Here is a 17869-nt window from a genome sequence, read left to right on the forward strand (position 1 = left end):
GACCTGAGCAGGGGCCGTTCACCGAGGCGATGGGGCAGGTGGCCGCCGGCGTGGCGGTGGTGACGGTCAAGGACGACCGCGACGACCTCGGCACGACGGTCGCGACCCTGATGTCGGTGTCGCTCGACCCGCCGCTCGTGCTGATCAGCCTCGCCTCGGCCGGATACCTCGCGGAGGTGCTGCTGCGCCGGGACCGCTGGGCCGCGAGCGTGCTGGCGGACGGCCAGCAGGCGGTCGCCTCCCGGTTCGCCACGGCAGGACGGCCCGGCGCCCGGCTCCTGCTGGCCGGGGTCGCCCACCATCGCGGCGCGCACAGCGAGGCGCTGGTCGTGGAGAACGGGGTGACGGCGATCGAGGCCGAGACGACGCGGGTCGTCCCGGCCGGCGACCACACGCTGTTCGTCGGGGAGGTCCTCGGCGTCGACTACGTCGACGCCTCGAAGGCCCCGCTCGTGCGGCTCCGCTCCCGCTACCGGATCGTCCAGTAGCCGGGCAGCACCAGAGGGCCGTACGCGGGAAGGCCGAGCTGCCCGGCCATCCGCGCCAGCGGTCCCCAGGCCTCCAGGCGCACCCGGGCGAGCGCGGCCGACCTGTCCTCGCTCGACTCCGGCGGGCGCAGCCGCTCAAGCGGATGCATGCGCGGATAGGTCCGTACGGGGGCGTCGTCGGCCAGGCCGGCCCTGCGGCGGGCCAGGGCGAGGGCGTCCTCGAGGCCGCCGAGCTCGTCGGCGAGGCCGGCCGCCTTGGCGTCCGCGCCGGTCCACACGCGGCCCCTGGCCAGCTCGTGCGCCCGCTCCGCGCTGAGGCCGCGGCCCTGCGCGACCTTCCCCACGAAGTCGTCGTAGATGCGGTCGAGCCAGGCGTTGACCCGCTCCCACTGGGTGTCGGAGAACGCGGTGGACGGCGAGAACATCCCGGCGTTGGCGCCCTCGGCGACCGACTCGGTCACCACGCCGAGCTTGTCCAGCAGCCCATCGACGACGGGCTTGCCGCCGAACACGCCGATCGAGCCGGTCAGCGTGCCCGGCTGGGCGACGATCACGTCGGCGGCCATCGACACGAAGTAGCCGCCCGAGGCCGCCAGGTCGCCCATCGACACGATGACGGGCTTGCCCGCCTGGCGCGCCAGCACGACCTCGCGCCAGATGGCGTCGGAGGCGACGTACGAGCCGCCCGGACTGTCCACGCGGAACACGATGGCCTTGACCTTCTCGTCCCGCCTGGCCGCGCGCAGGGCGGCGCAGATGGTGTCGGAGCCCATGGCGCCCCCGCCGCCGAACGGCGAGCGCCCGCTGCGGCCGAGGCGGATCATGCCGTTGCCGTGCACCAGGGCGACCGTGTCGGCCCCCGGGTGCGGGATCTTGCCGGACAGCGTGGTCTTGGCGTATCTGGACACGTAGAGCAGGTGCGCGCCCTCGGGGACGGTCTCCGCGTAGACCTCGTCGCGATACTTCAGCGCGTCCACCAACCCGGCCTCGAGGGCCTCGGCCCCGATGAACGGGCCCTGGTCGATCAGCTCGCGCACGCGCTTCTGATCGAGGCCGCGGGCGTCGGCGACGCCGGCGACGATCTGCTCGGTGATCGACTCGGCGATGCGCGCCGCCGACTCGCGGTGGGCGTCGGTCATGTGGTTCTGGGTGAACGTGTTGGCGGCGGTCTTGTACTCGTGCCGCTGGCCGATCTGATACTCCACCCCCACCTTGGCGAGCGCGTCGCGCAGGAAGCGCTGCTCCAGCGCCACCCCCGTCAGGCCGACGTCGCCGGAGGGCTGGAGGTAGACCCGCTCGAACGCGCTGGCCAGGTAGTAGGGGACGGTGCCCGCGCCGAACTCGCCGAACGTCTCGGCGAAGGCGACGGTCCGCTTGCCCGCGGCGCGCAGCTTGATCACGGCGGTGCGCAGTTCCTGCACCATGCCGAGGCCGAGGGGGGCGGCGCCGATCTTGACGATCAGCGCGGTGACGCGGGGGTCCTTGCGGGCGCGGCGCAGGCCCGCCAGCACGTCGGTGAGGCGCGCCTTGCGCATGGACAGCAGTGCGGAGACGGGGTCGGAGGGCGGGCCTTCCGACAGCCCTTCTGTCAGGTCCAGTTCCAGCACGAGCGGCGCGGCACGGCGTTGCCGCAGTCTGTCCACCGTCTCAACGATCGTCCTCGTCGCGTCCATAAATGCCACCTTAAGCGACGGTTTCGCCCTGATGGCCGACTGAGATTCGCGCCGGCCCCCGCGCGGGATGCGCGGGGGCCGGCGCCGGGTTATCCGAGGCGGGAGAGCGGCGTCAGTTGAGGCCGCCCGCGATGGCGGTGATCAGCTCACCGTTGGCGGTGTCACCGCTGAACTCCCAGAAGAAGGCTCCGCCGAGACCCTGGTTCTTGGCGTAGGTCATCTTTCCGTTGATGGTGGCGGGGGTGTCGTAGCTCCACCAGTTCGAGCCGCACTTGGCGTAGGCCGTGCCCGCGACCGTGCCGGTGGCCGGGCAGCTGTTCTTGAGGACCTTGTAGTCCTCGATGCCCGCCTCGTACGTGCCGGGCGCCGCGCCGGTGGCGGAGCCGCCGGGAGCGGCCTGGGTGACGCCGGTCCAGCCGCGGCCGTAGAAGCCGATGCCCAGCAGGAGCTTGCTCGCCGGCACGCCCTTGCTCTTGAGCTTCTGGATGGCCGCGTCCGAGTAGAACCCGGCGGTGGGGATGCCCGAGTAGGAGGTGAGCGCCGAGTGCGGGGCCGTCGGGCCCTGCGGCGCCCACGCGCCGAAGTAGTCGTAGGTCATCACGTTGTACCAGTCGACGTACTGCGCCGCGCCACCGTAGTCGGCGGCGTCGATCTTGCCGCCGTTGGTGCCGTCCGCGGTGATCGCGGCGGTGACGAGGTAGTTGGAGCCGAACTTGGCCCGTAGGGCCGCCATCAGGTTCTTGAACGACGCCGCGCCGCTGGAGTCACAGCTCAGGCCGCAGGCGTTCGGGTACTCCCAGTCGATGTCGATGCCGTCGAACACGTCGGCCCAACGCGGGTCCTTCAGCAGGTTGTAGCAGGAGTTGGCGAAGGCGGTGGGGTTGGCGGCGGCCTGGCCGAAGCCGCCGGACCAGGTCCAGCCGCCGAAGGAGTAGAGCACCTTGATCTGCGGATAGAGCGCCTTCAGCTTCCGCAACTGGTTGAACGCGCCGCGCAGCGCGTTGGGGTTGTCCCAGGTGTCGGCCTGGCCGTCCACGCTGTTGGCCGCCGTGTAGGCCATGTCGTAGTCGGCGTGGGAGTCGCCGATCGCGCACTGGCCGTTGGTGACGTTGCCGAACGCGAAGTTGATGTGGGTGAGCTTGGCCGCCGAGCCGCTGGTCACGATGTTCTTCACGAAGTACTGGCGGGCGTAGACCCCCCAGTCGGTGAAGTAGCCGAGCACCTTCTTGCCGCCGGGCGGCGGGGGCGACGGGCTCCTGGTCGGCGACGGGGAGGGCGACGGCGAAGGGCTCCTGGTCGGCGACGCGGAGGGCGAGGGGGACGGGCTCCTGGTCGGCGACGCGGAGGGCGAGGGCGACGGGGAACTACCGGAGATCGGCCTCCACAGGGCGGGGACGATCGGCGGCTCCCAGCCGGTCAGGGTCGTGTGCGCCTGGATGCACTCGTAGTCCACGCCGTTGTAGGTGACCCGGGCGCCGACGGCGTACCAGGTGTTGGGGGCCCATGCCGGGTACGCGAGGACGGCCGACTGGCTCTGGGGGACGGCGGCGGGGGCCGCGGTGGAGGCGGTTCCGATCGCGAGCGGCGCGAGGAGCGCGACGCCGGCGATCACGGATCCAAGGAGGATCTTGCGCAACGGGAAACTCCTGCTCTGGGGGGTAAAGGATAGGAAAGTTTCCTATTAATTCGTGAGCGTAAGCATTTCGCGCCGGATGGTCAACGCCCTGTTCGCCCCCTAAAGGTCGCTTAAGCCTCCGCTAAGGTCACACCCGCCGCGCGCCGTTCAGGGCGACACAGGAGTCTCGTGGGGGACGGGTCCCCCGCCGGGCCCGCTTCCGTACGATGAGGCGATGCCCGGCCTCATCCGTTCCCTGTGGTACGAGCCCCGTCCCCCCGATCCTCCCTCGCGCGTCTGGCGGGACTGGGCGCTCGTCGGGGTGCTCGCGCCTCTCGCGGTGCTCGAAGGGGTGCTGCGGCCCGACCTTCCGATGCGGCCGTTCGCGGTGGCCGTCGCCGTCGGGCTGCTGCCCACGCTGCTGTGGCGCAGGACCAGGCCGCTGGACATGCTGGTCATCTGCTTCGCCGTCACAAGCCTCGTCCCGATCCTCGTAGCCGGCGCGACGCTCGACGCGTACACGCTGGCATATGTCCTGATTCTTCCGTACGCGCTGGTCCGGTGGGGATCGGGCCGCGAGATCGTGACGGGTCTGGCGATCATGCTCGCCGGCGCCTGTCTCTCCGTGCTCGCCGACCACGCCGCCCCCGCCGACGCGGTCGGGCCGTTCGCCGTCATGCTGGCGATCACCAGCCTGGGCGGCGCGCTCCGGTATCGCGCCGGGGCGCGGATGCGCGAGCTGGACCAGGTCAGGCTGCTGATGCGCGAGCAGCTCGCCCGCGACCTGCACGACACGGTCGCGCACCACGTCTCCGCGATGGCCATCCGCGCCCAGGCGGGCCTCGCCACGGCGGCGTCGCGCCCGGACGCCGCGGCGGAGGCACTCCGCGTGATCGAGGCCGAGGCGGCCCGGGCCCTGGACGAGATGCGCGCCATCGTGCGCGTCCTGCGCCGGGACCAGCCTGCGGAACTGACACCCGGTCGGCGCATCGCCGACATCGAACTCCTCGCGGGCCGGGGCGGCTCCCATCGTCCGGCGGTCGAGGTGGAGATCTCCGGCGACCTGGACGGCCTGCCTCCCTCCGTGGAGTCCGCCGTCTACCGCATCGCCCAGGAGTCGGTGACCAACGCCCTGCGGCACGCGCGGCACGCCACCCGGGTCGAGGTGCGCGTCGCCGCCGACGACGCGGCGGTCCGCCTGTGCGTACGCGACGACGGCGACGGGGGTTCCGCCCGTACGGCCGAGCCGCCGGGATACGGGATCATCGGCATGGTCGAGCGCGCGAACCTGCTCGGCGGCACGTGCGCGGCGGGGCCGGACCGCGATCGGGGATGGACCGTGACCGCGGTGCTTCCCCGGGCCGGGGCCGCGACATGAGCGAGCGGAGCGAGCGAGGCGGTGGGCACCGTGCGTTTCGCGGGGTGCCGGACGAGGAGGTGCGGTGAGCGTCCGGGTGCTGGTCGCCGACGACCAGGAGATCGTGCGGACCGGGCTCGCGATGATCCTCGACGCCCAGCCGGACATCGAGGTCGTCGCCACGGCGGCCGACGGGCGGCGGGCCGTCGAGCTCGCCCGGCGCCTGCGGCCCGACGTGTGCCTGCTCGACATCCGCATGCCCGGCGTCGACGGGATCGAGGCGACCAGGTCCCTCGCGGGACCGGACGTCGCCGACCCTCTCGCCGTCGTCGTCATCACCACGTTCGACCTGGACGAGTACGTCTACGCCGCCCTGAAGGCAGGGGCCCGGGGCTTCCTGCTGAAGAACGCAGGCGCCGAGATGCTCTCCCAGGCCGTCCACGCCGCCGCCGAGGGGGACGCGCTCATCGCCCCGAGCGTCACGGCCCGGCTGCTCGGGACCTTCGCCCGCACCGGTCCCGCCTCGTCGCTCCCGCAGCCCGTCGAGGCGCTCACCCACCGCGAGGAGGAGATCCTCGCCGCCGTGGCGCGCGGCCGTACAAACAGCGAGATCTCCGCCGAGCTGCACATCTCGCTCAGCACGGTCAAGACGCACGTCGCCAGCCTGATGGCCAAGCTCGGCGCCCGTAACCGCGTGGAGATCGCCATCTGGGCCCACCAGACCGGCCGCGTCAGGAGCTGACCGGGGGTTTCCGGGGTCGCTCAGCGCCGGATCGCCCAGCCGGGCGCCCAGGTCCCCGCGGCGTCGAGGCCGGCCGCCGTGCCTGCGAGGTGGGCGCGGAGGGCGGCCAGCGCGGGGTGGGGGTTGTCGCGGTGCCACAGGAGCGAGTGCGGGTAGACGGGCGTGGGATCGGTCACCGGGATGCGGCGCAGGCCGTGGCCGGCGGGCCAGACGAGGCGGGTGCGCCCGCCCATGAAGGTGGCCAGGGCCGGGGTGTCGGCGACGGTGTCGAGGAGCGCGTCGGAGCCGAAGTTGGGGCCGGTCGCCTCGATGGTGAGGCCGAACTCGGCGACGAGGTCGTCGTAGTAGGCGGCCCACTCGGTGCCGGGGACGATGCCGGGCATCCAGATCCGGTGCCCGGCGAGCCCGGCGAGCGGCACCGACCGGGCGCCCGCAAGCGCGTGGGCGGGGCCGGTGAGGAGCTGGAGCGGCTCGTCGAGCGCCCGGACCGACTCGATGTCGCCGGGCAGGGGCCGGCCTGGCATGGCGACGGCGCGGAAGGACGCGTCGATCGCGCCGGATCGGATGGCGGAGACGGCCCGCTCGATGTCGAGCAGCATCACCACGTCGAGTTCGATCTCGGGGTGCGCGTGGTGGAAGCCGCGCATCAGGCCCGAGGCCGCGCCACGCGAGTTGATCACGTCGACGCGCAGCGGACGGCGGCCCGCGCGCACGGACGCGAGGGCCCGGTCGGCGGCGCGCAGCAGCTCCCGTGCGTGAGGCAGGAACGCCTGCCCGTCGATGGTCAGCTCGGCGCCGCGTGGCGTGCGGGCGAACAGCCGCACGCCGAGGTCGCGTTCCAGCACGGCGATGCGCTTGGAGACGGCCTGCTGCGTGACCGCCAGCTCGGCGGCGGCCTCCTGGAACCGCCCGGCGTCGGCGGCGGCGACGAAGGTGCGGATGGTGTCGAGGTCCACGCGGACACCCTAGGGATACAACCACCGGTTGTGGCCGGGTGGCCTCGCGGTTGTTTGATCTCCGCTCATGGTGCTCGCTTTGATGCTTCCGATCGCGGATCGGTTGTGCGGGTGAGTGGCGAGGGGCGTCGGACATGCGGAGCGGGCACCGGCTGGGGCGGCCGTTCGGGTGGCTCTGGGCGGCGTACGGGACCAGCGCGCTCGGCACCTGGCTCGCCTTCGGCGCGTTCCCGCTGATCGCGATCCAGGTGCTGCACGCCGGGCCGGCGCAGGTCGCGGCGTTGTCCTCGGTGGGCGCGGCGGTGGGCGCGGCCGTGGCGGTGCCGCTCGGCCCGTGGGTGGAGTTCCGCCGCAAGCGGCGGGTGCTGATCGGGGCGGACCTGGTGCGGTGCGCGGCGCTGCTGACGATCCCCGCCGCGTTCGCGCTCGGCGTGCTGTCCTTCGTCCAGCTCCTGCTGGTCTCCGTGGTCGTCGCGGCGGCCGACATCACCTTCCGCGCCGCCTCAGGCGCGTACCTCAAGACGCTGGTGCCGGGCGAGCACCTGCTCGTCGCCAACGCCAGGTTCGAGTCCACGTCGTGGACGACCACGATCGTCGGGCCGCCGCTGGGCGGCGCCGCGATCGGGCTGCTCGGCCCGGTGGCGACGGTCGCGGCCGACGCGGTCAGCTATCTGCTCTCCGCCCTGGGCATCCGCGCCACGGGCGGCGGGGAGCCGCGCCCCGAGCGCCGGGAGGCCGCGCGCACGCGGGCCGGGGATCTGCTCGACGGCTGGCGGCACATCCTCGCCGACGCGACGCTGCGTCCGCTGTTACTCAACACCGCCGTGTTCAACGGCCTGGTGATGGCCGCCGACGCGCTGCTGGCCGTCCTGATGCTCGGCGAGCTCGGGTGCGAGCCGTGGCAGTACGGCCTCGCCTTCGCCGTGCCCTCCATCGGCGGGCTGCTCGGCTCGCGGCTGGCCAGGCCGCTCGTCACCCGGTTCGGGCAGCATCGGGTCCTGGTCGTGTCCGGGGCGCTGCGCGCGCCCTGGCTCGCCGGCCTGGCCTTCGTGGGGCCGGGCGCCGGAGGGCTGCTGCTGGTGATGGGCGTCGAACTCGGGCTCGTCCTCTGCTGCGGAATCTTCAACCCCGTCTGCGCCACCTACCGCCTCGAACGCACCCCGACCGGCCGGGTCGCCCGCACCCTGTCGGCCTGGACGGTGACGACCAGGGCCACGACGGCGCTCCTGACCGCCGTGTGGGGCGTGCTGGGCGGCCTGCTCGGCCCGCGTACGGCCGTCGGCCTGGCCGGCGTGCTCCTGCTGGCGACCCCGCTGCTGCTTCCCCGGCGCGCCACCGAGCCCCCAGCCGAGCCCTCAGCCGAGCCCTCAGCCGAGCCGGAACCCGCACAGAGCCGCGCCTGACGGGCCGCCGTGGCCGCTCACCTCGCCCCTCTGTGGATGGCCCATTCCGCGACGGCGAGGTTGATCACCCAACCGGCGCCCATCAGCAGCGCCCGGGGGAGCGGGCCGGGCTCGCCGGCCAGCGCCATCCACGGCCCGACCGTCAGCAACTGGGTGCCCGCGCCCATGCCGATCGCGTAGCCCCGGGTCATCCAGGCGCGATGACGGGCGACGTTCCGCCGCCGGATCGCCGCGAAGCCGAGGACGAGGGACACGATCATCAAGGCGCCGAACGCCAGTCGCAGGCCGATGAGGAGGGCGCTGTCGTTCTGCAGCGGGGGATAGAACAGCGTCATCCACAGGCCGGAGAACGCGCTGACGAGCCCGGCAGGGACCAGGAGCCTTCCGGCGGCGCGGTGCCAGGCGGGCCTGCGGCGGCGCAACCCGGGGGCGAACTGGAGGGCCCCCATGAGGCTGAAGAGGGTGACGGCGACGATGTGCGCGACGACGGGCGCGGGCGTCGCGAAATACCGGGCGCTGTCGTGCGTGATCGGCCCGCCGCCGGTCAGCTGCCCCAGCCGGGCGGCGCCGGCGATCACGGGGACGGTGCTGAGCGCGATCAGGGCGGCGGGCACGCGCCATCCGGCCCTGCGGTTCCCGCGCCGCGGGACGCCGGGTGTGAGTGCGGGCCGTTGCATCGATTCGGTCATGACCCCGATGGTGATCCTCGAGACCGGCGCGGCTCATCGGCACAACGGCCGGATTCGCACCGCCCGATCGGCTGCCGATCGGGCGTACTTTCGGCTGATACGCCGTGCGCGCGGCGCTTCCTACGCTGAATCTCCCACCGCCGCAGCGACGAGGAGACCCCCATGAAGGCGTTCGTCTTACGCTCGTACGGCCCGCCCGACGTCCTGGAGCCCACCGACGTCGCCACGCCCGTGCCCGGCCCCGGCGAGGTGCTGGTCCGGGTGCGCGCCACCTCCGTCCAGCCGTACGACTGGCACCACATGAGAGGCGAGCCGTATGCCGCCCGCCTGATGGGCGGCACGCTCGGCCCGCGCCGGCCGCGGATCTCCATCCTGGGCGCCGACGTGGCCGGACAGGTCGAGGCGGCCGGCGCGGGCGTCACCGCGTTCCGCCCCGGCGACGAGGTGTTCGCGCTGCTCACACAGGGCGGCTTCGCCGAGTACGTGTGCGTGCCGGAGAGCGCGCTGGCCAGGAAGCCGGAGAACCTGTCGTTCGAGCAGGCGGCGGCGGTGCCGCTGGCGGCCGTCACCGCGCTGATGGCGCTCGACCGGGGAGGAGTCCAGCCGGGCCAGGCCGTTCTCGTGAACGGGGCGTCGGGGGGCGTGGGCACCTTCGCCGTGCAACTCGCCAAGGCGTTCGGCGCCGAGGTCACCGGGGTGTGCAGCGGCCGGAACGCGGATCTGGTGCGGTCGATCGGCGCGGACGAGGTCGTCGACTACACGAAGGAGGACTTCACCCGGCGCGGGGCCCGCCACGACCTGCTGGTCGACATCGCGGGCACCCGCGCGCTGAGGGCCTGCCTGCGGGCACTGAAGCCCCGGGGGACCCACGTCCTCGTCGGCGGGCCGGCCGGGCGGTGGCTGCAACCCGTCGGACACACGATCGCGACGCTCGCGGTGTCGCCGTTCGTGTCCCAGCGCGTGGTCATGACGCAGGTGATCGGCGCCCAGAACATCCCGGGCGACCTGGCGCGGCTGACCGAACTCATCGAGACCGGCAAGGTGACCCCCGTGATCGACCGCGGCTACCCGTTCGACGAGATCCCGGCGGCCGTCGCGTACGTGGAACAGGGACACGCCCCGGGAAAGGTGGTCGTCACGCTCTGACCCTGCCTCTCCGGGGCCCGTCCCTTCCGTCCCGGTGCGGAGCGGTCACAACTCGGCGACGAGGGGGCCGTCGGGCTCCGCCTCCGTCTCCGCCGTCGCCTCCGCCGACTCCGGGCGGGCACGCTCGTCCATCTCCGCGCTCACTGCGGTGGGGATCTCCACCGGCCGCAGCCACACGACGCCGAGCGGCGGCACGCGCAGCCGGGCGGAACAGGGCAGCCCGTGCCGTGGCGTCTCGACCGACTCGACCGAGCCCATGTTGCCGACGCCGCTGCCGGCGTACTCGTACGCGTCGGTGTTGAGGACCTCCTCCCACCGGCCCGGGGTGGGCAGGCCGAGGTGGTAGTCGTCGTGCGGGGCGCCGGAGAAGTTGGCGACGCAGGCGAGCACCGAGCCGTCCGCGCCGTACCGGAGGAACGACAGCACGTTGCCCTGGGCGTCGTCGGCGTCGATCCAGCGGAAGCCCTCGTGGGTGGTGTCGCGGGAGTACAACGCGGGCGACTCGCGGTAGAGGTGGTTGAGGTCCCGCACCAGGCGGCGCACGCCCTGGTGGAAGTCGAAGTCGAGCACCCACCAGTCGAGGCCGCCGGCCTCCGACCACTCCGCTCCCTGGCCGAACTCGCCGCCCATGAACAGCAGTTGCTTGCCGGGGTGGGCCCACATGAAGCCGTACAACGCCCGCAGGTTGGCGAAGCGCTGCCACTCGTCGCCGGGCATCTTGCCCAGCAGCGACCCCTTGAGGTGGACGACCTCGTCGTGCGAGAGCGGCAGCACGAAGTTCTCCGAGAAGGCGTACATCAGGGAGAACGTCATCTGGTGGTGGTGATACTGCCGGTAGACAGGCTCGCGGGCCATGTAGCTGAGCGTGTCGTGCATCCAGCCCATGTTCCACTTGAAGCCGAAGCCGAGCCCGCCGAGGTGCACGGGCCTGGACACCCCGGGCCAGGCCGTCGACTCCTCCGCGATCGTCATGATCCCCGGCTCCTCGCGGTAGACGACGGCGTTCATCTCCTTGAGGAACTCGATCGCGTCGAGGTTCTCCCTGCCGCCGTAGACGTTGGGCGTCCACTCGCCCTCGCGGCGGGAGTAGTCGAGGTAGAGCATCGAGGCCACCGCGTCCACCCGCAGGCCGTCGACGTGGAACTCCTTGAGCCAGTAGAGCGCGTTGGCGACCAGGAAGTTGCGCACCTCGTTGCGGCCGAAGTCGAAGACGTACGTGCCCCAGTCGGGGTGGGTGCCGCGGCCGGGGTCGGCGTGCTCGTAGAGCGGCGTGCCGTCGAAGCGGGCCAGCGCCCACTCGTCCATGGGGAAGTGCGCGGGGACCCAGTCCACGATCACCCCGATGCCGGCCCGGTGGAGCTCGTCCACCAGGTGGCGGAAGTCGTCGGGGGAGCCGAACCGCGACGTCGGGGCGTAATAGGACGTCACCTGGTAGCCCCACGAGCCGCCGAAGGGGTGCTCGGCGACGGGCATGAACTCCACATGCGTGAACCCCATGTCCTTGACGTACTCGACCAGTTCCCTGGCCAGGTCGCGGTAGGACAGGCCGGGCCGCCACGACCCCAGGTGCACCTCGTAGGTGCTCATCGGCTCGGCGAGCGCGTCGCGCGTCGCGCGGGCGGCCATCCACTCCCGGTCCTGCCACTCGTACGCGGACCTGTCGACGATGCTGGCGGTCGCCGGGGGGATCTCGGTGCGGCGGGCCATCGGGTCGGCCTTCTCCCGCCAGACGCCGTCGAGCCCGAGGATCTGGAACTTGTACCGCGCGCCCTCGCCGATCTCGGGGATGAACAGCTCCCACACCCCGGTGCGGCCGAGTGAGCGCATGGGGTGGGCCGCGCCGTTCCAGTGGTTGAAGTCGCCGATCACGCGCACGCCCTGCGCGTTCGGCGCCCACACCGAGAACGCCGTCCCGTCCACGTCCTCGTGGCGGATCACCCGCGCGCCGAGCACCTCCCACAGCCGTTCGTGCCGTCCCTCACCGATCAGGTGCAGGTCGAGCTCGCCCAGCGTCGGCCAGTGCCGGTACGGATCGTCCGTCTCGTACGGCGGGGCGTCGGGGTAGGTGATGCGCAGACGGTAGTCGGGGATCTTGTCGATGCCGGGCAGCGTCACCTCGAAGACCCCGAAGGCGGTGTGGTCCATCGCGTGTGCCGACCCGTCGGCCAGCACCTCGACCTTCTCCGCGAACGGGCGCAGCGCCCTGATCGTGACGCCCTCGGGCCCGGGATGGGCCCCCAATATCGAGTGGGGGTCGTGGTGCGACCCCCCTGCCAGCCGGTCCAAATCCATGTCGCCAACCTGCCCTAGATGGTTCCCTCCGAACACCCCGATCTTGTCAGCGGAACGCCGCGAGCGGGATGGGCAGCCAGGAGGGCCGGTTGCGCGCCTCGTAGACGACCTCGTACACCGCCTTGCTCAGCTCCAGCGCCCGCAGCAGCACCGCGTCGTTGCCGCGGATGCGGCCGCCGCCCTCCGAGTAGCCGGCCAGGAACGCGGCGCGGTTGCGCTCCGACCACTCCCTGGCCCGTCTCTCCAGCCCGTCGGCGTTCGGATGCCCGGCCAGCAGGTGCCGTGCGGCGTAGTCGAACGAGCGCAGCATGCCCGCGACGTCCCGCAGCGCGGAGTCGAGCGCGCGCCGCTCGGCCAGCGGCTGGCCTGGCTCGCCTTCGAAGTCGAGCACCACCCAGTCGGTCATGGTGCGCATGACCTGGCCGAGGTGGTAGTCGCCGTGCACGCGCTGCACCGGGATCTCGTCGCCGAGGTCGGACAGCCGGTCGAACGCCTCGGCGGCGACCGCGGCGTGCTCGCCGAGCGGCGGCACCTCGGCGACCGCCCTGTCGAGGCGGCGCCGGAACCGCTCGGTCATCCGCTTGATCTCGGGCGGCTCGATCGTCCCCGTGGGGAAGGCCCGCGCGAGTTCGCGGTGCACCTGCGCGGTGGCCAGCCCGAGCCGCCTGGCCTCGCCGGCGAAGTCGCCTCCCGCGTCCTCCGCCGGCATGTCCTCCGGGCACGCGTAGAGGTCGCGCACGCTGGTCAGCGCCATCGACCAGCCCTCGTTGGCGTTCTGCAGGTACTCCTGCGCGATCGCCAGGGTGGTCGGCTCGCCCTGGAGTTCGGTCTCGATCCAGCCGTACGGCTTCGCGACGTGGGCCGAGCCCGCGTCGGAGAGCGCCGTGATGATCTCCAGCTCGGGGTTGATCCCCGGGTTGATCTGGCGGAACAGCTTGAATATGTACTTGTCGCCGTACACCAGTGAGGTGTTCGACTGCTCCGCGGTCAGCACGAGACTGCGGAGCGAAGTGTCGATCACCGCCCCGTGGACGCGGTGGAAGCCGAGGCCGTCGAAACGACGGTCGCCCGACATCCCCTCCAGGAGGTGTCCCGTCAGGGCGGAGTCGTGCAGCGCGTCGTAGACGCCGACCTCGCGGCCGTCGCGGCGGCAGGAGCCAATCCGCACGTGCTCCAGCCGGTCGGGCAGGTGCTCCCGCAGCCCGACCGGGATCTGGTAGCGCGTGCGGCGCTCCTCCTGCCGCACGCACACGATGAGATGCAGCAGCGCCGGATCACCGGCGACGATCTCGATCTCGGATTCGATGGACAGGTCGTCGATGGCGCGCCCCTTGCCGGCGAACCACCGTTGCCCGGTGATCCAGCCGGCCAGGAGTCCCTGAAGTGAAGTCGTCACTCCTCCTTCGTGCCGGCCGTCCTGTGCGTGACGGGCAGTGTGAACCAATAGAACCCATGCCCAGGGAGCGTCAAAAGATACGGAAGCTCACCGATCGGGGGGAAAGGAACTCCGCCCATGCACTCGACCGGCGTGGATCCCTCGAACCTGCGCAGGTCGAGCTCCACCGGCTGGGGGAAGCGCGACAGGTTGTTGACGCAGAGCACACGGTCGTCGCCCAGTTCCCGCACGAACGCGAGCACGCTCGGGTTGGACGAGTTCAGCTCGGTGAACTCGCCGAGGCCGAACACGGGGTGACGCTTGCGGATCTCGATCATCCGCTTCGTGAAGTGGAGCAGTGAGCTGGCGCTCTTCTGCTGCGCCTCGACGTTGATCGCCTGGAACCCGTAGATCGGGTCCATGATCACCGGAAGGTAGAGCCTGCCGGGATCGCAGCTGGAGAAGCCCGCGTTGCGGTCGGGCGTCCACTGCATCGGCGTGCGGACGCCGTCCCGGTCGCCGAGCCAGATGTTGTCGCCCATGCCGATCTCGTCGCCGTAGTAGAGCACGGGCGAGCCCGGCAGGCTGAGCAGCAGCGCGGTGAACAGCTCGATCTGGTTGCGGTCGTTGTCCAGCAGCGGCGCCAGCCGGCGGCGGATGCCGACGTTGGCCCGCATCCGGGGGTCCTTGGCGTACTCGGAGTACATGTAGTCGCGCTCTTCGTCGGTGACCATCTCGAGCGTGAGCTCGTCGTGGTTGCGGAGGAAGATGCCCCACTGGCAGTTCTCGGGGATCTTCGGCGTCTGGGCCATGATCTCCGAGATCGGGTAACGCGACTCCCGCCGAACCGCCATGAAGATGCGCGGCATCAGCGGGAAGTGGAAGGCCATGTGGCACTCGTCGCCGCCGGTGACCGGGTCGCCGAAGTACTCCACCACGTCGGCGGGCCACTGGTTCGCCTCGGCCAGCAGCACCCGGTCGGGGTAGATGCGGTCCACCTCGGCCCGCACCCGCTTCAGGTACGCGTGGGTCGCCGGCAGGTTCTCGCAGTTGGTGTCCTCCTGCTCGAACAGGTAGGGGATCGCGTCGAGCCGGAAGCCGTCGATGCCGAGGTCGAGCCAGAAGCGGATGACCTCCATCATCGCGTCCTGCACCGCCGGGTTCTCGAAGTTGAGGTCCGGCTGGTGGTGGAAGAACCGGTGCCAGTAGTACTGCCCCCGGACGGGGTCGTAGGTCCAGTTGGACGCCTCGGTGTCGATGAAGATGATCCGGGCGTCCTTGTAGCTCTCGTCCGTGTCGCTCCACACGTAGAAGTCGCCGTACGGGCCCTCGGGGTCGTGGCGGGACGCCTGGAACCAGGGGTGCTGGTCGCTGGTGTGGTTCATGACCAGGTCGGCGATGACGCGGATGCCGCGCTTGTGCGCCTCGTCGACCAGCTTGATGAAGTCTCCCAGGTCGCCGAAGTCCGGGAGGATCTTCATGTAGTCCGAGATGTCGTACCCGCCGTCCTTGAGGGGGGACTCGTACAGCGGGAGCAGCCACAGGCAGTCGATGCCGAGCCACTGGAGGTAGTCCAGCTTCTCGATGAGGCCGCGGATGTCGCCGGTGCCGTCGCCGTTCGAGTCGGCGAAGCCGCGGATCAGCACCTCGTAGAAGACAGCCCGTTTGTACCAGCGACGATCCCGCGGCTCCTCCTCGTTGAAGGTGTTCGGGATGGGCTGCGTGTGGCTGGGCTGAGGTGTCGTCGAGCTCACCTGTTGACTCCCCGGATGTGCGGAGCTGCGCTCACGGACGGTGCGCTGACCCGTGGCGGAGCGTGAGGATGTGTGCGGGATGGACGTGCGGATCGAGGCGCACGTAGTTCGCCTGCCCCCAGCGGTACGACTCGCCCGACAGTTGGTCGTCCACGACGAACTCGGCATGCCAGTCGAGACCGAGGGCCGGCATGTCGAGCCGGACCGTCGCCTCGTGTGTGTTGTGTGGATCCAGATTGACGACGACCAGCACGACATCGCCTAGTCCGTGCCGTCGTGTGGCCGTGTCGTAGGCGCCGGGCAGCCGCTTGGAGAAGCAGATCACGTCCGGCTGGTCGACGTTGTGAAACCGTAGGTTACGCAATTCCTGGAGCGCCGGGTGTGCTCTTCTCAACAAATTGAGCTGGGTAATAAACGGGGCAAGGGAGCGGCCCTCACGCTCCGCCTCCGCCCAGTCACGCGGTCTGAACTGGTACTTCTCGCTGTCGAGGTACTCCTCGCTGCCGGGACGCACCGGGACGTTCTCGGCGAGCTCGTACCCGGAGTACACACCCCACGTGGGAGCCGCCAACGCGGCCAGAACGGCCCTGATTTTGAACGCCGGGACGCCTCCGTGCTGGAGGTACTCGTGCAGGATGTCGGGCGTGTTGACGAACAGGTTCGGCCGCAGGTAGTGCGAGGTCTCGTGGGACAGTTCCCGCAGGTACTCCTCGACCTCCGGCTTGGTGTTGCGCCAGGTGAAGTAGGTGTACGACTGGTGGAAACCGATCTTGGCCAGGGTGCGCAGCATCGGCGGCCTGGTGAACGCCTCGGCGAGGAACAGCACGTCGGGGTCGGTCGAGCCGATGTCGGACAGCAGCCGCTCCCAGAACCGCACCGGCTTGGTGTGCGGGTTGTCCACCCGGAAGATCCGCACACCGTGGTCCATCCAGTGGCGGACCACCCGCCTGATCTCCGTGTAGATCCCCTCGGGGTCCTTGTCGAAGTTCAGGGGGTAGATGTCCTGGTATTTCTTCGGCGGGTTCTCGGCGTACGCGATCGTGCCGTCGGCCCGGATGTTGAACCACTCCGGGTGCTCCTTGACCCAGGGGTGATCGGGAGAGCACTGGAGCGCGAGGTCGAGGGCGACCTCCATACCCAGTTCGCGGGTCTTCGCGACGAACTCGTCGAAGTCCTCGATCGTGCCCAGATCGGGGTGGATCGCGTCGTGGCCGCCCTCCTGCGCGCCGATGGCCCAGGGCGACCCGGGGTCGTACTGGTCGGGGGTCAGGGTGTTGTTGCGGCCCTTGCGGAACTGCGTCCCGATCGGGTGGATCGGCGGCAGGTAGACCACGTCGAAGCCCATCTGGGCGATCGCGGGGAGCCGCTTGGCCGCCGTCCTGAACGTCCCCGACTTGGGCGCGACGTCCTCGTGCCCCACCACGGCCCCCTCGGAGCGGGGGAAGAACTCGTACCAGGAGCCGAACAGCGCCCGCCGCCTGTCCACCCTGAGGCGGTTGCGGCCGGAGCGGGTGAGCAGGTCGCGCAGGGGATGCGCGGCGATCAGCGCGGCCGTCTCGGGCAACTGGGTCACCGCGAAGCGCGCCCTCGGGTCCACCGACTCGTCCCGCAGGCGGGCCGCGAGGGCCAGCAGCGCGGCCCGGTGCCCGCAGGAGCCGCCCGTCTCCGCCGCCGCGCAGTCCGCCGCCCGCACGCCCCTGGCCGCGCGCTCGAACAGCCGGGCGCCCTCCTCGCACATGAGGTCGGCGTCGAGGTTGCGGGGGATCTTGATGCCCGCGTCGTGCATCCAGGTGGCGATCGGATCACTCCAGGCTTCGATCCTGAACTGCCACAGACCCTCGGTGGGCAGCGTCACCTCAACGCTCCACCGGTCGGTGCCCGGCGCGACCTCGCGCATGGGCGTCATCCGGCCCGGCGTGCCGCTCGGGTCGATCAGCACCAGTCCGGCGGCGACGGCGTCGTGTCCCTCCCGGAACACGGTCGCGCTGACCTCGAAGGTCTCTCCCGCGGCGGCCCTGGCGGGCCACTGGCCGCAGTCGACGACGGGCTGGATGTCCTGGATGGGAATGCGTCCGATCATCGTCACTTCGTATCCGGGGGCGGCACACCGGGTGCCGCCGGGGTTTGCACGGGGCGGGAACGGCTGGGTCAGGCGAGCCGGGTCAGGCGGGCTGGTCAGGCGGGCTGGGTCAGGCGAGCTGGGTCAGGCGGGCAGCACGAAGGGCCGGGGCCGTCGGCCACGACCCCTTCCTCGTACATACAGGGGTTGCCCCAATAGTCCACTCTTACCCCTGCCGAACGAAAGACCGCCGGCCGTGTTTGGGACGGCGTCCGCGGGAGATCGATCATTGCGTGCCGCTGGAGATCGTCCGGCGGGCA

At 71.3% G+C, this 17869-nt stretch carries 13 protein-coding genes; 5 read left to right on the forward strand and 8 right to left on the reverse strand.

Going from position 1 to position 17869, the window contains the following annotated elements:
- Positions 1–29: 29 nt before the first annotated feature.
- Entirely contained in the window at positions 30–488 is a 459-nt protein-coding gene (locus HHX31_RS09770; protein ID WP_169948278.1) for a flavin reductase family protein, read from the forward strand.
- Here the strand turns inward: HHX31_RS09770 and sppA are convergent.
- Together sppA and HHX31_RS09780 are read right to left on the reverse strand one after the other, a co-directional pair.
- Positions 470–2161, reverse strand: coding sequence for a signal peptide peptidase SppA (gene sppA, locus HHX31_RS09775; protein WP_169947406.1), 1692 nt, complete (start codon positions 2159–2161; stop codon positions 470–472). The two genes, HHX31_RS09770 and sppA, sit on opposite strands and share 19 nt — an antisense overlap.
- 112 nt (positions 2162–2273) lie before the next feature.
- The gene (locus tag HHX31_RS09780) at positions 2274–3797 is read right to left on the reverse strand and encodes a glycosyl hydrolase family 18 protein (protein ID WP_169947408.1); all 1524 of its coding nucleotides are present in this window, start codon (positions 3795–3797) and stop codon (positions 2274–2276) included.
- A gap of 214 nt (positions 3798–4011) precedes the next feature.
- Here HHX31_RS09780 and HHX31_RS09785 point away from each other — a divergent pair, with 214 nt between their 5' ends.
- Positions 4012–5154, forward strand: a complete 1143-nt coding sequence (locus HHX31_RS09785) for a sensor histidine kinase (protein ID WP_169947410.1) — start codon at positions 4012–4014, stop codon at positions 5152–5154.
- Positions 5155–5218: 64 nt separating this feature from the next.
- Entirely contained in the window at positions 5219–5875 is a 657-nt protein-coding gene (locus tag HHX31_RS09790; protein ID WP_169947412.1) for a response regulator transcription factor, read from the forward strand.
- A 20-nt stretch (positions 5876–5895) separates the two neighbouring features.
- Here the strand turns inward: HHX31_RS09790 and HHX31_RS09795 are convergent, their stop codons facing one another.
- Complete coding sequence (locus tag HHX31_RS09795; RefSeq protein WP_169947414.1) at positions 5896–6831, reverse strand: LysR family transcriptional regulator; 936 nt, start codon at positions 6829–6831, stop codon at positions 5896–5898.
- 134 nt (positions 6832–6965) lie between these two features.
- Between HHX31_RS09795 and HHX31_RS09800 the strand changes: the two genes are divergently transcribed.
- Positions 6966–8234, forward strand: a complete 1269-nt coding sequence (locus HHX31_RS09800; protein ID WP_169947416.1) for an MFS transporter — start codon at positions 6966–6968, stop codon at positions 8232–8234.
- 17 nt (positions 8235–8251) lie between these two features.
- Here HHX31_RS09800 and HHX31_RS09805 read toward each other — a convergent pair whose 3' ends face one another.
- Positions 8252–8923, reverse strand: coding sequence for a DUF2306 domain-containing protein (locus tag HHX31_RS09805; RefSeq protein ID WP_211589543.1), 672 nt, complete (start codon positions 8921–8923; stop codon positions 8252–8254).
- Between the two features lie 162 nt (positions 8924–9085).
- On the opposite strand from HHX31_RS09805, the gene HHX31_RS09810 reads away from it, so the two are divergent.
- Positions 9086–10069, forward strand: a complete 984-nt coding sequence (locus tag HHX31_RS09810; RefSeq protein ID WP_169947418.1) for an NAD(P)-dependent alcohol dehydrogenase — start codon at positions 9086–9088, stop codon at positions 10067–10069.
- Between the two features lie 45 nt (positions 10070–10114).
- Here HHX31_RS09810 and glgB read toward each other — a convergent pair whose 3' ends face one another.
- From glgB to HHX31_RS09830, 4 genes are read right to left on the reverse strand one after another with little or no spacing between them, the layout of a single operon-like run.
- Positions 10115–12361 (reverse strand): 1,4-alpha-glucan branching protein GlgB, encoded by a 2247-nt coding sequence (glgB, locus tag HHX31_RS09815; RefSeq protein ID WP_169947420.1) that lies wholly within the window; start codon positions 12359–12361, stop codon positions 10115–10117.
- A 46-nt stretch (positions 12362–12407) separates the two neighbouring features.
- Positions 12408–13757 (reverse strand): maltokinase N-terminal cap-like domain-containing protein, encoded by a 1350-nt coding sequence (locus HHX31_RS09820; RefSeq protein WP_169947422.1) that lies wholly within the window; start codon positions 13755–13757, stop codon positions 12408–12410.
- Positions 13754–15490: a maltose alpha-D-glucosyltransferase gene (gene treS, locus HHX31_RS09825; RefSeq protein ID WP_169947424.1), complete on the reverse strand. Its 1737-nt coding sequence runs from the start codon at positions 15488–15490 to the stop codon at positions 13754–13756. Before treS ends, HHX31_RS09820 begins: the two co-directional genes overlap by 4 nt.
- Positions 15491–15521: 31 nt before the next feature.
- Entirely contained in the window at positions 15522–17570 is a 2049-nt protein-coding gene (locus HHX31_RS09830) for an alpha-1,4-glucan--maltose-1-phosphate maltosyltransferase (RefSeq protein WP_169947426.1), read from the reverse strand.
- Positions 17571–17869 lie beyond the last annotated feature (299 nt).

This window comes from Microbispora sp. H11081, from assembly GCF_012999535.1.
Taxonomy (GTDB): Bacteria; Actinomycetota; Actinomycetes; order Streptosporangiales; family Streptosporangiaceae; genus Microbispora.